Origin of the sequence: Exiguobacterium profundum, assembly GCF_001909285.1 — a bacterium.
Classification (GTDB): Bacteria; Bacillota; Bacilli; order Exiguobacteriales; family Exiguobacteriaceae; genus Exiguobacterium; species Exiguobacterium profundum.
In genome coordinates this window covers 23,474-37,280 of sequence record NZ_MRSV01000001.1, presented here as the reverse complement: position 1 = coordinate 37,280, position 13,807 = coordinate 23,474, and the positions used below count along the sequence as shown (strand labels likewise).

The 13,807-nt window shown below is 47.8% G+C and carries 17 protein-coding genes; 10 read left to right on the top strand and 7 right to left on the bottom strand.

Annotation, left to right across the window (positions count from 1 at the left end):
* Positions 1–6: 6 nt before the first annotated feature.
* The 5 genes from BBB58_RS00185 to BBB58_RS00165 all read right to left on the bottom strand — a co-directional run bounded on the left by BBB58_RS00185 (position 7) and on the right by BBB58_RS00165 (position 4,286).
* Positions 7–1,335 carry a PTS sugar transporter subunit IIC gene (locus tag BBB58_RS00185; protein ID WP_074034733.1) on the bottom strand — a complete coding sequence of 443 codons (1,329 nt, stop codon included), beginning with the start codon at positions 1,333–1,335 and terminating at the stop codon, positions 7–9.
* A 12-nt stretch (positions 1,336–1,347) separates the two neighbouring features.
* Positions 1,348–2,754, bottom strand: a complete 1,407-nt coding sequence (locus BBB58_RS00180) for a GH1 family beta-glucosidase (RefSeq protein ID WP_074034732.1) — start codon at positions 2,752–2,754, stop codon at positions 1,348–1,350.
* 15 nt (positions 2,755–2,769) lie between these two features.
* Positions 2,770–3,078 carry a PTS sugar transporter subunit IIB gene (locus BBB58_RS00175; protein WP_015880671.1) on the bottom strand — a complete coding sequence of 103 codons (309 nt, stop codon included), beginning with the start codon at positions 3,076–3,078 and terminating at the stop codon, positions 2,770–2,772.
* The gene (locus tag BBB58_RS00170) at positions 3,075–3,422 is read right to left on the bottom strand and encodes a PTS lactose/cellobiose transporter subunit IIA (RefSeq protein WP_074034730.1); all 348 of its coding nucleotides are present in this window, start codon (positions 3,420–3,422) and stop codon (positions 3,075–3,077) included. Before BBB58_RS00170 ends, BBB58_RS00175 begins: the two co-directional genes overlap by 4 nt.
* A gap of 153 nt (positions 3,423–3,575) precedes the next feature.
* On the bottom strand, positions 3,576–4,286 hold the full coding sequence (locus tag BBB58_RS00165) for a GntR family transcriptional regulator (protein WP_074034729.1): 711 nt from the start codon (positions 4,284–4,286) through the stop codon (positions 3,576–3,578).
* Positions 4,287–4,491: 205 nt separating this feature from the next.
* Here BBB58_RS00165 and BBB58_RS00160 point away from each other — a divergent pair, with 205 nt between their 5' ends.
* The 7 genes from BBB58_RS00160 to BBB58_RS00130 are packed head-to-tail and all read left to right on the top strand — an operon-like array spanning position 4,492 to position 7,991.
* Entirely contained in the window at positions 4,492–4,938 is a 447-nt protein-coding gene (locus BBB58_RS00160) for a hypothetical protein (RefSeq protein ID WP_074034727.1), read from the top strand.
* Positions 4,935–5,363, top strand: a complete 429-nt coding sequence (locus tag BBB58_RS00155) for a hypothetical protein (RefSeq protein ID WP_074034725.1) — start codon at positions 4,935–4,937, stop codon at positions 5,361–5,363. The genes BBB58_RS00160 and BBB58_RS00155 overlap by 4 nt, the downstream gene beginning before the upstream one ends.
* Entirely contained in the window at positions 5,364–5,813 is a 450-nt protein-coding gene (locus BBB58_RS00150; RefSeq protein ID WP_074034723.1) for a hypothetical protein, read from the top strand. It abuts the gene before it with no gap.
* Positions 5,797–6,267, top strand: a complete 471-nt coding sequence (locus BBB58_RS00145; protein ID WP_074034721.1) for a hypothetical protein — start codon at positions 5,797–5,799, stop codon at positions 6,265–6,267. Before BBB58_RS00150 ends, BBB58_RS00145 begins: the two co-directional genes overlap by 17 nt.
* The gene (locus BBB58_RS00140; protein ID WP_074034719.1) at positions 6,246–6,764 is read left to right on the top strand and encodes a hypothetical protein; all 519 of its coding nucleotides are present in this window, start codon (positions 6,246–6,248) and stop codon (positions 6,762–6,764) included. The genes BBB58_RS00145 and BBB58_RS00140 overlap by 22 nt, the downstream gene beginning before the upstream one ends.
* Positions 6,751–7,221 carry a hypothetical protein gene (locus BBB58_RS00135; protein ID WP_074034718.1) on the top strand — a complete coding sequence of 157 codons (471 nt, stop codon included), beginning with the start codon at positions 6,751–6,753 and terminating at the stop codon, positions 7,219–7,221. Before BBB58_RS00140 ends, BBB58_RS00135 begins: the two co-directional genes overlap by 14 nt.
* Before the next feature lie 26 nt (positions 7,222–7,247).
* The gene (locus tag BBB58_RS00130; RefSeq protein WP_074034717.1) at positions 7,248–7,991 is read left to right on the top strand and encodes an endonuclease/exonuclease/phosphatase family protein; all 744 of its coding nucleotides are present in this window, start codon (positions 7,248–7,250) and stop codon (positions 7,989–7,991) included.
* Between the two features lie 31 nt (positions 7,992–8,022).
* Here the strand turns inward: BBB58_RS00130 and BBB58_RS00125 are convergent, their stop codons facing one another.
* A complete protein-coding gene (locus BBB58_RS00125; protein WP_074034716.1) occupies positions 8,023–8,358 on the bottom strand; it encodes a hypothetical protein in 336 nt (111 codons plus the stop codon).
* A gap of 412 nt (positions 8,359–8,770) precedes the next feature.
* On the opposite strand from BBB58_RS00125, the gene glmS reads away from it, so the two are divergent.
* Positions 8,771–10,567 carry a glutamine--fructose-6-phosphate transaminase (isomerizing) gene (gene glmS / locus BBB58_RS00115; RefSeq protein ID WP_074034713.1) on the top strand — a complete coding sequence of 599 codons (1,797 nt, stop codon included), beginning with the start codon at positions 8,771–8,773 and terminating at the stop codon, positions 10,565–10,567.
* 72 nt (positions 10,568–10,639) lie between these two features.
* On the opposite strand, the gene BBB58_RS00110 is transcribed toward glmS, so the two are convergent.
* Positions 10,640–11,125 (bottom strand): DUF4365 domain-containing protein, encoded by a 486-nt coding sequence (locus BBB58_RS00110; protein ID WP_196431521.1) that lies wholly within the window; start codon positions 11,123–11,125, stop codon positions 10,640–10,642.
* A gap of 285 nt (positions 11,126–11,410) precedes the next feature.
* Here BBB58_RS00110 and BBB58_RS00105 point away from each other — a divergent pair, with 285 nt between their 5' ends.
* Entirely contained in the window at positions 11,411–11,680 is a 270-nt protein-coding gene (locus BBB58_RS00105; protein WP_074034712.1) for a PTS sugar transporter subunit IIB, read from the top strand.
* Complete coding sequence (locus BBB58_RS00100) at positions 11,670–13,700, top strand: BglG family transcription antiterminator (protein WP_074034711.1); 2,031 nt, start codon at positions 11,670–11,672, stop codon at positions 13,698–13,700. Before BBB58_RS00105 ends, BBB58_RS00100 begins: the two co-directional genes overlap by 11 nt.
* Positions 13,701–13,807 lie beyond the last annotated feature (107 nt).

The following is a 13,807-nucleotide window of genomic DNA, read 5'->3' as shown; positions in this document are numbered from 1 at the left end:
TTTGTTTCAGGCTGATGCTTGATCAGAGCCATCTTGTGCTTTCAATTCTTCACCGTACGAAACGCGGTCTTGAATGCGAACGAACGGAAGGTAGACGGCAACGGCCATGGCGATTGTTGCAATCTGTAAGAGGGCAGCGCGCCATCCGCCAATCAAGAATCCAGAGATGACTGGAGGTGTCGTCCATGGTACTTGAAGCGCGTTGAACGGCTCGACCCAACCCCAAAGGATGGCAAAGTAGACCATGAATGAAGCGATGGCTGGCACGACGACGAATGGGACGAACATGATCGGGTTGAAGACGATTGGCATCCCGAAGATGACCGGCTCATTGATGTTGAAGATACTTGGTGCAAGTGACAACTTCCCGAGCTGCTTCAAGTGTGCCGAGCGTGCAACGATTAAGACGGCAATGATGAAGCCGATTGTAATTCCTGATCCACCGAGTTTCGTGAACACATCGAGGAACTGGATTGTAACGATTTTTGCGTTCTCGCCAGCGACAAGCGTACCACCTGCATCGATGATGGCTTGGTTTTGAAGTGCGTTCGCTGTGAGAAGTGGTCCCATGATTCCCATGAGGATTGCGGCACCGTGAATCCCACACCACCACATGACGGACATGAGCACCATGATGATGACGGCTCCAGCGAGTGTGTCAGTCAAGTTTTGAAGTGGTGCTTGAAGCACATCATAGATGACTTCGGTGAACGTACGCTCTGCAACCGCTTGGAAAATCGCAAACGTCGCAACGGCGAGCGAGATGATCGCTAAACCAGGAACAAGTGCAGAGAATGAGTTCGATACGCCTGGTGGAACACCGTCTGGCATTTTAATGCTGATCCCGCGCTTGATGAACTGCGAGTAGATGAATCCGACTGTCAATCCGACGATGATGGCAGCGAGGACACCTTGTCCACCTGTCCATACTTTTGGAATGACGCCACCGACGAATTCCCCAGATTCAGACAAGACAGAAGCTTGTGTGATGATGAGGAACGAGATGATTCCGAGGATACCAGCTGGCACGCCTTCAATCTTTTCGTTCTTGACGTATGAGTAAGCGATTCCAAAAACACCGATTAAAGCAAGGATGTCAAACGTCGCACCGACGACTTGCGTGAGCGGGAGTGACCAGTCTGCTCCAAATAGACCTGACATGAAGTCAGCCCAACCTGGAATCGGTAACGCCAGGATGAGGAGGAACAACGATCCGATGATTGTCATCGGCATCGTGAGGATGAACCCGTCCTTAATCGCAAGGACGGGCTTGGCGTTCGCGAAGCGAACAAAAGCAGGGGTGAACTTTTCAAATACTCTTTCTAAGCGGCTCATAGGGGAACCTCCTTATAGGTCTTCAGCGCGCGTAGCGATGATCTCTTTATACCAATGGAACGACTGTTTCTTCTTCCGTGCGAGACCGTTGTTGTGGTCGACATAGATGAAGCCGTATTGTTTCTTATAACCGTTCAACCAGCTGAGTAGGTCGATTGCAGACCAAGCATAGTAACCTGCAACGTTGATGCCTTGTTGAACAGCATGTTTGACTGCACGAAGGTGTCCTTCGATGTACTCGATCCGTGGCGTGTCTATGATCTCACCGTCGACGATTGGGTCGACATCACCGAGACCGTTCTCTGTGATATAGATTTTGACGTCGCCGTAACGATCTTTCAGCATATGCATCCCAGCGAGGAACGCTTCCGGTGAGATTTCCCAATCCCACTTCGTGTACACTTTGTCATCCATCTTGACCGTCTTGTAGACGCCATCGAATGATGGGTTACCCGGACGACCTGTCGAGTTCTCACGTCCACCGGCCATGACGAGCGCCGAGTCATTCTTCATGACGCGCTGCGGGCTGTAGTAGTTGAGACCGATAAAGTCGTTCATCGGAGCGGTACGTTTCAAGACGTCGAGTTCTTCCTCTGTCATTTCAGGAAGGAGACCTTGTTCATGTAAACCGTTCACGACGTACTCTGGATATTCACCTTTCAAGATCGGGTCATAGAACCAATGTGTCGCATAAGCGTTCGCATGCATTTCGGCAAACTTGTTCTCCTCTGCATCATCGATACTGAACGCCGGGTTGAACACGTGTGTGATCCCGATTTCGCCAGTGTGACCGTTTTGTTTGAAGAGCTCAACGGCACGGGCGTGAGCAACGAAGACGTTATGTGTCGTTTGGAAATATCCTTTGACATCGCCTTCGATACCTGGCGGGTGTGCGCCTGTTAAGTATCCAAGTGAGCAGAAGATGACCGCTTCGTTGAACGTGATCCAGTGGTTGACACGGTCACCGAACGATTGGAAGCAAGTATCTGCGAAACGGACGAATGCGTCAACTGTCTCTTTATTCTTCCAACCGCCTTTTTCTTCAAGTGCTTGTGGGAGGTCCCAATGGTAGAGCGTGACGAATGGGACGATGTCATATTTCAAACATTCATCGATCAAGTTGTTGTAAAACTCGAGTCCTTTTTCGTTCACTTCACCCGTACCGTTCGGGAAGATACGCGGCCATGAGATGGAGAAGCGATACGATTCGAGTCCCATCTCCGCCATGAGCGCGATATCTTCTTTATAACGATGATAATGGTCGACTGCGACGTCGCCGTTTGTGTTTTCAAATGTCTTACCAGGAATTTTCGAGAAGACGTCCCAGTTCGAGAGGCCTTTCCCGTCCTCGTTCCATGCGCCTTCGACCTGGTAAGAGGCCGAAGCAGCGCCGAACAAGAAATCTTTAGGCATTTTCAAAGTCATCACCTCAGTTTATTTATTTACAAGTTTCAATGAGTGGTCTAATACTTTCGCACCGTTCATCATGCCGTAGTCGACTGTGTTGATGACGTCGATTGGAACACCTTTTGGTTCGCAGATTTGCTTCCCTTTTGAAAGGAGGTACTTCACTTGTGGTCCGAGAAGTGCAACGTCGATGTTGTCAACGTAAGTTTCCATCTCCGATTCTGGGTAAGCTGCGATTTCAGCTTCGATGCCACGTTCAGAGGCAACCGCTTTCATTTTTTCTACTAACATACTTGTTGACATACCTGCCGCACAGAAGAGTCCGATTTTAATCATTGTTGATCCATTCCTTTCAATTCGTTGATTTCGTTTTGCATGTTCATCATATATCCAAGCATTTCTTTGACGAGAATCGTGTTCATCAAGTGATCTTGCGCATGCACCATGAGGACACCGACCGTTGCTGATTTACCTTGTGCTTCGAGCGTCACGAATTTCGTTTGAATCGCATGTGCTTCTTTTAATGTCGCGTCACCAGCAACGACTGCTGCTTCGGCTTCGTCTTTCTTTCCTTCTTGCATGAGGAGCATCGCTTGATGGTAGCTCGCTTTGGCGTCACCCGAGAGGGCGATGAGACCGAAAATATCTTCCGGTGAGATTTCGATTGTTTCAGAAACCATAATATCTCTCCTTTTTGTATGGATAACTAAAATTCATAGGTACAAATATTTTCTACACGTTGATAGTAGCACGAAAGCGTTTTCGTGTAAACCCTTTCTTTTCGAAAAAAATGCATAAAAAATGCGCACGAGAAAAGCATCTCTCGGGCGCGTTTAGGACTTGATGTTCGAGACTTTGAGCATTTTGACATGTTTAAAGTGATGGATGGAACGAGAGACGTCGAAGATTTGTCCGTTCGTCAAATAGACGGTGTTGTCGACAATCAAGGCTGGATCATTCTCGTTCAGGTCGAGCAGGTCGGCGGACTCTGAATCTAAAAAGTCTGCGTAAATGACTCGGTCGGCGAATCCGATGGCAAGTTTTTGGTCGTTTCGTAAATACGTGTAGATCGACTTTTGAACGATGTTCTCATCCAAGTAGATGACGAGCTCTTTTCGGAAGTATGAATCCTCTACCGAGAACGGGTGGTCATCGACGAGACGTAGCCGCTTCACGAAGTAGACAGGTGTCCCGATCGGGCACTTCATACGTTCGGCGACCTCATCGTTCGCCACCGTCTGTTCGAAGTGTAAGACGCGTGTCTCGACTTTTCGACCGCTGAAGTCACTTGTGAGACCTTGGAGTTTTTCTAAATTGATGTAATCACTATTGTAATGGTCACGGACGAAGACGCCGCTCCCTTGAACTTGATAGACGTATCCTTTGTTGACGAGGATCTCGATCGCTTTTCGGACCGTGTTGCGGCTGACGCCATACTTGTTGGCATACTCATCCTCGGTCAATAATTTATTCGTATGTTGGTAGACGTGATTGACGATGTCCGCTTCAATCTGACTCGCAACTTGCTTGTACTTCGGAGACATACAGTTCTACACCTTTCAAAAAAATTTGTGGGAATGAATTTGGTAACAGTATAGCAGATAACCTTTGTAAGCGGATACGTTTCGTTCGTCAATTGTTGAAAAAAGTCGAACGATTCAATGCTAGAATATTCGGAAAATGTGAAACAATGAGGGCATAGAGTACGTATATAGGAGTAATGCATAGGAAGGAAAGGAAGTGCTCTAGTTGACTGAGGCACATTGGCATATGGAAGAAACAACATGGCGCAAGTCACACCTTCGGGTCGGCTATACATTATTGGTGTTTGTTGTGACGGCCATTATTTTATCTTTTTTCGGACGTTATGTCTGGTTGACGATTCCGTTCGTCTTGATTGGAATGGCCATGATTGGATTAGACGTGAAGAAGTATCGGATGCGTCGTACGCATATGAAAGATCGAGATGTCGTGAAGTTACTAAAATGCAACCTACTGTATGATTTGATCAGTTCGGGTGTTCTCGTCTCATTGATTTCGGCTCTGCTAATCTTTCAATATGACAGTTTGATGTTAGCAATCGGATTGCTCGTATGGGGAGCAGTCAGCGATCAGATGTCACGGATGTTTCAAAAGAAGTTAAATGAACGTGTTCCGCTGTTACATCAGTTAGATTTGGAGCGACGAAATCAATGATTAGACGCATGACACAAGAAAAAGCATGGAAGCGTTTATTCGACCAATGGATATTCGGCCTGTTTGGAACATTTGTAGTACTGATGTTACCGATCAGTTTATTAACAGATGACCTTACGTGGGGCGTGCTATATATCGCCTGTGCGCTCATTCCGCTGAACATCTTATATGTGAAGCGCTATCGAATGCGTCTGAGGTTTCAACCAGAACTGAAAGGATTGTATCGTCGTCAACTCGTTCGGGACGGGATCAACAGTGCTGCCTTTTTCCTCGCGTTGAATCATCAACTATTGTTCACATCAAACGTGGCGTATGTGTGTGTCACGGTATTCATTGGTGGTGCAATGCTATGGACGTTGAACGTGAACAAACAAACGAAACAACAAGATATGGAGTATATACATTTCGACAAGGAGGCGATATAGGTGTCACAAGACGTAAAGTGGATGCGACGAATGCGACGTTATGCCGTACCCATCTTGATTCTTTATGTCACGGCCATGATTGTCGCTCTCTTATTAGAGAAAATGTGGCTTATCCCTATCATGGCGTCGGTCTCCGTGATCATCGTCGTGATGGGCTATCAAGAGATGCGTATCATGTGGCGAATGACAAAACATCCGAAAGCTCATCGAATGCTTATATTCCAATACGTATTCGAATGGGTGGATGCGATTTTGTTGACGGCGCTCATGGTGACACTTCTGACAGCGGAAGATTTTGGTCTCGTGATCGGTCTCTTTTTTGGGATATGGGGAGTACTCAGTCCGATTCGGCAGAAGTGGTTCACGAAGCAACTTAAACAAATCGATCCGGAATTACCGACGTATGAGGAAGTGATTGAAGGGAGTGTACTAAATGGACCGTCAATTTGAACTCACGATAACGCATGCCAAACAATTCGAACGGTTTTTTGGCTGGCCGGTACTCGTCATATTCCTCATTTCGTTCATCACCATGTTACGGATACAGGCGACATGGATCATCCCCGTCATGTTGGTCGTATCCATGGGCATGGCTTATAAAGGATATATGGAATATCGAGTCATCCGCCCTTTTGCCGAACATCAAAACGTCGTTCGGGTGTTGCGATATCGACTCGTTGACTGTTGGATTAGTGCTGTTTCGTTATTTGTGCTCTTCATCCCGATGTATGTGAACGAAGATGCCTTCATCCTGACCGGTGGGATCGTCGCCCTTTGGGGGTTGACGAAATCGTACCGAGAGAAGAAGTGGGAAGAGCGAATCCATGCACATCAGTCAGGATTACCAACGTATGAAGCAATACTAGAAAGCGAGGGAGCCATATGGAACCATCACCAAAAGTGAAATCGCAAATCGACACCATTTTAAAAGTAGACCGTTTGACGAAATGGGGTGTCGGCATCATCGGAATCGGACTCGTCGTCAGTTTTTTGATTTACGCCTCATATTGGACACTCTCGGACGGTGTCGTCACGGGAACATTATATGCGGTGCTCGCCGCGGTCTTGACGGGTATTTTTATCCAATATCGGATGTGGTTGCGTTTCGTGAAGAATCAAACCGCGCGTAACCTCTTATCGTTCAAGATGATCGCGCACACGCTCGCTTTGACGGGTGTCGGGATTTATGGACTCTTTTACTTCAAGAGTGAAACGACGGGCACACAATCGTTCCGTATGTTCCTCCTTTCGCAACTGACGTTTTTCGGGATTGAATACTTGGCGAAGCGGTTCGACCGCGTCATTCAGTCTTACGATGAAAACTATTTGACGGATCAAGATTTAAAAGAAATTCGTGAGGTCCGTGAATACGAGAAGGAGCAACGTCGTGAACAAGCGTGATCAGATGAGAGAGCTTGTCAGAGTGGAAACTGAAAAGAATGGAGTCTTCACTTTTCTGTCGTGGATGATCTGTATTGTGCTGTTTGTTGCGACTGAAAAAGGATGGGTGTCAGCAGAAACTGTTCTTTTGATTGGTCAATTTGCGGGTCTATTTGCGATTAAAAAATCTTGGAAGAAAGAAACGATTCAATTGAAGTATTTAACGAATCGAGACGCCAAACGTCACATACACTTGATGTCGATTTTTAATTTTTTGACGTTCCCGATTTTGCTCATCCTCATGTTCGGATGGGTAACGAAACAAATTGAGACACCTTACTTTATCGGATTGATGGTGACTGGAGGTATCATATCCGTCATCGGACATAAATGGTACGAGCGATATATGGTTCGTCTTGATGAGAACTATGTCACGGAACGTGAATTAAGAGAAGAACAAAAATGGGGGAGCGCGTGACTCACTCTAGAAAGTAGGAATATGAAGTGAGGATTGCGACGTATAACATTTGGAACCATGACACGCTATGGCAAAAACGAGTCGATGCGATTTGCCAAGAAGTAAAGCGAATCGACGCGGACGTAATTGCACTTCAAGAAGTCCGTTCTTACGAAGAGGGTAGTGTGGCTCATGACATTGCGGAAGCGACGGGTTATCCATACTGTGTCTTTCATGCTTACCCCGACTCACCGGACGAAGGACTCGCTTTTTTGAGTAAAATTCCCTTGTCTTCAGTTGAAGCGATTTGGGAAGAGGATGTAGAAGAGTCAAACTTTTGTGCGACCCGAGTGACGCTTATCTTCGGCGGTCAGGAATGGGGACTCACGAATGTGCATCTGAACTGGCGCTCTTCTTCGATTCGAGAATGCCAGATGGAAGTGGTACGAGACTGGTTAAGCAAGGGGCGCCAAAAGGCGATTGAGGTGTTGTGTGGAGATTTCAATGATCATTCTCGATCGAATATCTATGATGATGTATCAGATGCAGGGTGGCTGGACGTGACGACGTTTGTTGCGGGAGAATCACAACCGACGTTAGACGTAAAGCACAATCCATACTTGCAATCTTCTCATCTCGAGCAGCCTGAACGATATGATTGGATTCTGTTTCGTTCGGAATGTAGTGAACTCGAGGTTCAGCATGTCGATGTATTTGGAGATGTGCGAACGAGTAAGAACGTTATACCGAGTGATCATTACGGTGTGATGGTTGACTTCACCGTAAATTAACAAGGAGGATGTGCGATTTCGCATCCTCCTTTTATTTGAATAATCGAGCGATGAACCCCACACATGCCGCAAAGGGAAGAAGGAGAAGAAGTCCGAGCCATTGATTGCGCCAAACGACAAACCAGAAAGCGGCTTGCAGACATAGGATACCGACTGCAGCAAAAATCACGAATAAGAATGCTTTCTTACGGGTGGAGCGGTCTTCCCACCATTCCTTGAAATAAGGGAAACTGCAGAGAAAAGCCATCGCCATAAAGAAAATCGCAGGAAACAACATGACATCCCCTAACGTGCTATTCCCTTCAAACTCGAGCCACCTGGATAAGACGGATAACAGAATGCCGATCAATAGGAAGATTCCACCCATGTGTTTCCCCTCGTTTCTTTACTCGTTACTTGTATCATGCCCGTTCTCTCCCTACTCGAAAACCTGATACATTGATGGCATTTTAGTGAAAGTGGTGACTTTTACATGAACGGTAAAAAAGTATTTAGCGACTACTTTAACAATTTCTCTATCCAACACGCCTTGTACTCGATAGCATGAAAGCGTATCTGGAGAAACGGCTAGATATGAAGTGGAAGCGCCAGAACTCTGCGGAGTTGACGAGGACGAAGGTGATCGAGATTTCGGCGGATGCCTTCCAGTCGCGTGTCACGACTGAGAGAGTCTTGATAAAACGTTCGGGTGACCGGGCGGACAAAACGAGACTTGATGACATCACTCAAAAAAGCCCGTTTCCTTTTTCGAGAAATCGAAGCGAAGAGGAGAGTTTTGTATGTGTGGAATCGTAGGGATGATCGGACAAGTTGGAACGAAAGAGATTTTATTGAAAGGGCTTGAAAAGCTCGAGTATCGTGGCTATGATTCAGCAGGAATTGCCTTGGTGGGTGAAAACGTTCGTACGTTCAAAGAAGTGGGACGGATTCAAGCACTCCGTGACATCGTACCGGCTGATGCTGAAGGGACGATTGGAATCGGTCATACGCGTTGGGCGACACACGGGGTACCGAGCGTGCCGAACGCCCACCCGCACCAAAGCACGACTGGACGCTTCACGCTCGTGCATAACGGTGTAATCGAGAACGATGAACAATTGAAAGCCACGCTCGACGTCCCGTTCCTTTCAGAGACGGACACAGAAGTCATCGTCCAGCTCATGGAGAAGCACTTCGTCGAGCTCGGCGATGTCGAGGCGGCGTTCCGTAAGACGCTTTCGGACCTCCACGGTTCGTACGCGATCGCGATGATCGACTCAGAGGACAAAGAGCGCCTCTATATCGGCAAGAACAAGTCACCGCTCCTCGTCGGACTTGGCGACGGCACGTTCAACGTCGTCGCATCAGACGCGATGGCGATGCTCCAGGTGACAGACCAGTACCTCGAGCTCCACGATGGCGAGATCGTCATCCTCACACGTGAGTCGGCGACGATTAAGACGCTCGACGGCGAAGTACTCGAGCGTGCACCATACACGGCCGAGATCGATGCGTCAGACATCGAGAAGGGCACGTACGCGCACTACATGTTGAAAGAGATGGACGAGCAACCGGCCGTCATCCGCAACATCATCCAGCATTACCAGAACGAGAACGGCGACATCGAACTCACGGAAGGCGTGCGTGAGCTCGTGTCAGAAGCGGACCGGATCTATATCGTCGCATGTGGGACGAGCTATAACGCGGGACTCGTCGGAAAAGACATTTTGGAGCGCATCGCTGGCATTCCGACAGAAGTGCACGTTTCTTCTGAATTCGGCTACAACATGCCGCTCTTAAGTGAACGTCCGTTGTTCGTCTTCTTATCACAATCCGGTGAGACAGCGGACAGCCGTGCCGTACTCGTCGAAGTGAAGAAACGCGGATACAAAGCGCTCACCATGACGAATGTACCGGGATCGACGCTCTCACGCGAAGCGAATGAGACGATGCTCCTCCATGCAGGACCAGAGATCGCGGTCGCCTCGACGAAAGCATACACGGCACAGATCGCCGTCCTCGCGATTCTCGCGTATGACATCGCTCGTGCGACAGGGAAAGAATTGCCGTTTGATCTCATGCCGGAGCTTGCCCGAGTTGCGACCATCATGGACTCGATCATGGCGCAAAAAGAGTTGTTCGAAGACCTTGCGGAACGTTATTTGAAAACGACACCGAACACGTTCTTCATCGGTCGTGGGCTTGACGCTTCTGTCTGTCTCGAAGGAGCGCTCAAAGTAAAAGAGATTTCGTATATCCAAGCGGAAGGGTACCCAGGTGGGGAACTGAAGCACGGATCGATCGCCTTGATTGAAGACGGGACACCGGTCATCGCGCTCATCTCACAACCGAAGACGAACTTGAATATTCGTGGGAACGTCAAAGAAGTCGTCGCCCGTGGTGCGAACGCCTGTATCATTTCGATGCAAGGAGTCGAACATGAGAATGATGACTTCATCTTGCCGCACGTCGAGCCACTCTTGGCACCGCTCATCAACGTCTTACCGGTTCAGTTGATGGCATATTATGCGGCGCTCGCCCGTGGCTGTGACGTGGACAAGCCACGTAACTTGGCGAAATCGGTGACAGTGGAATAAATAATGAAGAGGCTGAGTTAATAAAAACTGCACTTTGTTTGTTGGATACTTTCAACATACAAAGTGCAGTTTTTAATTAGTTCCTTCGGATTGCCTTAGAATAAATGATTGAATCATTGTATCGAATCGATAGTGTTCAAGTAAGGATTTGTTCTTTCTTGAAATGTTTAATCCGTACTCAGGTTTACTCTTTTGTCCGGGTTTATCGTAATCTCGATCAACGAATAATTCATTGGGGGCTAACCAAGCGACGTTAGGGATTAGATAAAGTTCAGGGTGTGCGTCTTGGGTGAATAAAAGAAGTGTCAAATAAAGGTTTGGAGTCGTAAGGTCGAATTTACTTTTTTGCATAAAAACATATCCTGAATTACGAATTGCTTTTACTTGAATCTCACAAAAGCGGTTATTGGAATCTTTAATGACAAAATCGACTCCGTGATCATCTACTTCTGATGTATAGACGTCACATCCGTAGGACGCGAATTCCATTTTTGCATAGTACTCTGCATATCTTCCGAGCTGTAAGTGGTTTAAATGCTCCCAATTAAAGTTAGGCAATTCTGTCCATTCCTCTCTGTAAATACAAGATGTAATAAATTATAATACAATTCATTACAAGAATAGATATTTTAATCTAAAAGTATATCTTTAATGAACTGTCGATTAAACCGTAGATGAATACTTTCATGAAGACTTTAGCTCCTTATTAAGGAGTGAGTCTAGTGACGTAGACATAACCTTTTTACTCCTTGCCGATATCTTTGCCAACAAGCAAAATAGTAGGAGAAGTAAGCGGTTCCAACTTATGATTAGATAAAGATAAGCGACGAAAGAAGGGCTGACATGAACGTATACATTGCTTGCCATAGCGGGTTTGTGACAAGTGCGATGGCGGCGAAGTTATTCGCGCAGGCAAGCGAGGGGCGCTTGTCTTGTACGATCACGCACGGAACGATTCAAAACATCCCGAATGAGGTGGATTTGATTCTCTATCAGGAAGGGGCGACCCCGGTCACCCATCCAACCGCACGTGTCCGGTCAGTCCGACAACTCCTGTCGCTCGAGGAATACCGACTACTTGTCGAAGAATGGATGGATGAGCATGAGACATGAGTGGACCGCGCGAGAGCGGTCGATTTTACTACACTTATTGGCAACTGAGACATCGACACCGCTCGCCGAAATCGCGCAGGCGGTGAATTTGTCTGAGCGCACGATTCAACGAGAACGACAATTACTTGAAGGCATCTTAAAAGAGTTCGAACTTGAACTCGCTTGGCAACGCGGTCATGGACTGAGCTTGGTTGGCAAACCAGCTGCGAAACAACAGTTACGAGAAGATCTCATCTTATCTGCAGAAGCGATCCCCACGAGCGAGGACCGCTTATTTGAACTGGCGTGGCGTCTCTTGTTTGAGAACGATACACTCAAATTGCAGGCGGTCGCTAAACAGATGCACGTTTCGCCGAGCACGTTGACGCAAGACTTAGAGAAATTGGACAGATGGTTCGAAGAGTATCATTTAGAAGTTGAACGGAAAAAAGGTGTTGGGGCTAGAGTGCTCGGTTATGAGTCCGAGAAGCGTAAGCTACTCATCAACGCTCTGCTTGCCCACTGGGACACGCTCGCATTTTATCGCTTCGTCCGTGGAGAAGATGACTACATTCCTGCTTTTTTGAAGACGGTGCCATGCGAGGAGATGCTTGAAGGTCTTCGGGACGGCTATGATTATTTAAAGTCTCGCGCGTTTGAGCGGATGGACGACCGTACCATCATGCGAGTCACGTTCGCTTACGGGGTACAACAAGAGCGGTTAGCTTCTGGATTCTTTTTAGAGATGTATACGAAAGGACGGTCCGAGGACTATCTGAAAGTCGCCACCGATATGGAAGAGGCACTCGGGATCACCTACTCGATGGCGGAACGCGTCTGGTTCGCGGAAGAGGCGAACCGTCTGCGCTCAATTAAAGATCAAATGAAAGAAGACGAGGAAGAACGCTGGATTATGCAGATTCGGGTGCATAAACTGATTCATCACGTCTCGCTCATCTATGGATTCACCTTTACGGATGACACGGCACTCGAACGGGGACTGCTCGCGCACATCCTCTCGAGTATGAATACGCAGGCGCTACCAGAGACGAGTACAGTCAAGCCCCACATCGACCGCGACTATCCTGGACTTCGTTCGGCGATTCAACAGGCCGCCGACATCGTCTTTGGGACGAATACGTTCTCCGAAGAAGAGACGGTCTTTTGGGCGATGCACTTTGCGGCAGCACTCGTCAAACCGGTGCGCCGCCGCGAATATCGGGCGCTCGTCATCTGTTCGGCCGGACTCGGTTCGTCGAAGATGCTCGTCAATCGGGTACGCCAAGAGTTCCCAGAGATGCAAGACGTCGTCAACTCATCACTTTTCGGACTCGAACAGCACCGATTGGAAGAATATGATGTCATCTTGTCGACGGTACCGTTACCACCGCTATCGGTACCAACGTTAATCGTCAACCCGCTTTTGACGAGTGAAGAAGTGCAACGCGTCCGCCATCTCTTACTGTCATTACCGCAATCCTTTCAGACACTCGCAACGAAGCCGCGGTCAACGATGCTTGATTTCGCAGAACTCGGGGAATTGGTCGAGACGTTCGAGCGGATGGATGACCAGTTCGATTTGGTCACGCTCAATAATACGGACCGTTTAGAAGATATCTTGCTTGATATCGGTACACATTTAGAAGAACGTGACCTCGTACAAAGCGGGATTCAGCTCTCTGCCCAACTGCTTCGTCGTCACGAGGTCGCGGGCCTTGGTGTGCCTGGTACGAAACTGGCGTTATTCCACGGACGACATGCCTCGATTGAGAAGGCGAGTGTGTTTGCGTTTGATTTAACGACATCGATTCCGCTCCTCATGATGGATCAGTCGACCGAACCCGTGACACGTCTGCTTGTCTTGCTTGCACCGGAAGAAGCACGTGACATCGAGCTTCAGTTCCTAAGTGCGATCAGCGGGTCGCTCATTGAGAGTGAGGAGCATATGCGGCTATACAGCACGGGGACAAAAGAGGACCTCCGTTTGCTCCTGCACGAATGCATGAAGAAAATGATTCATGAGACATTGTACGAAAAATGACCGAACCATGGTCATTTTTTTGTTTGGCATAAAATGTTGCCAAAGTGTGAACTGGATTGAATTGAGAAAGCGCTTACTCCAGGCATACAATACAGGTGTAGAGCACA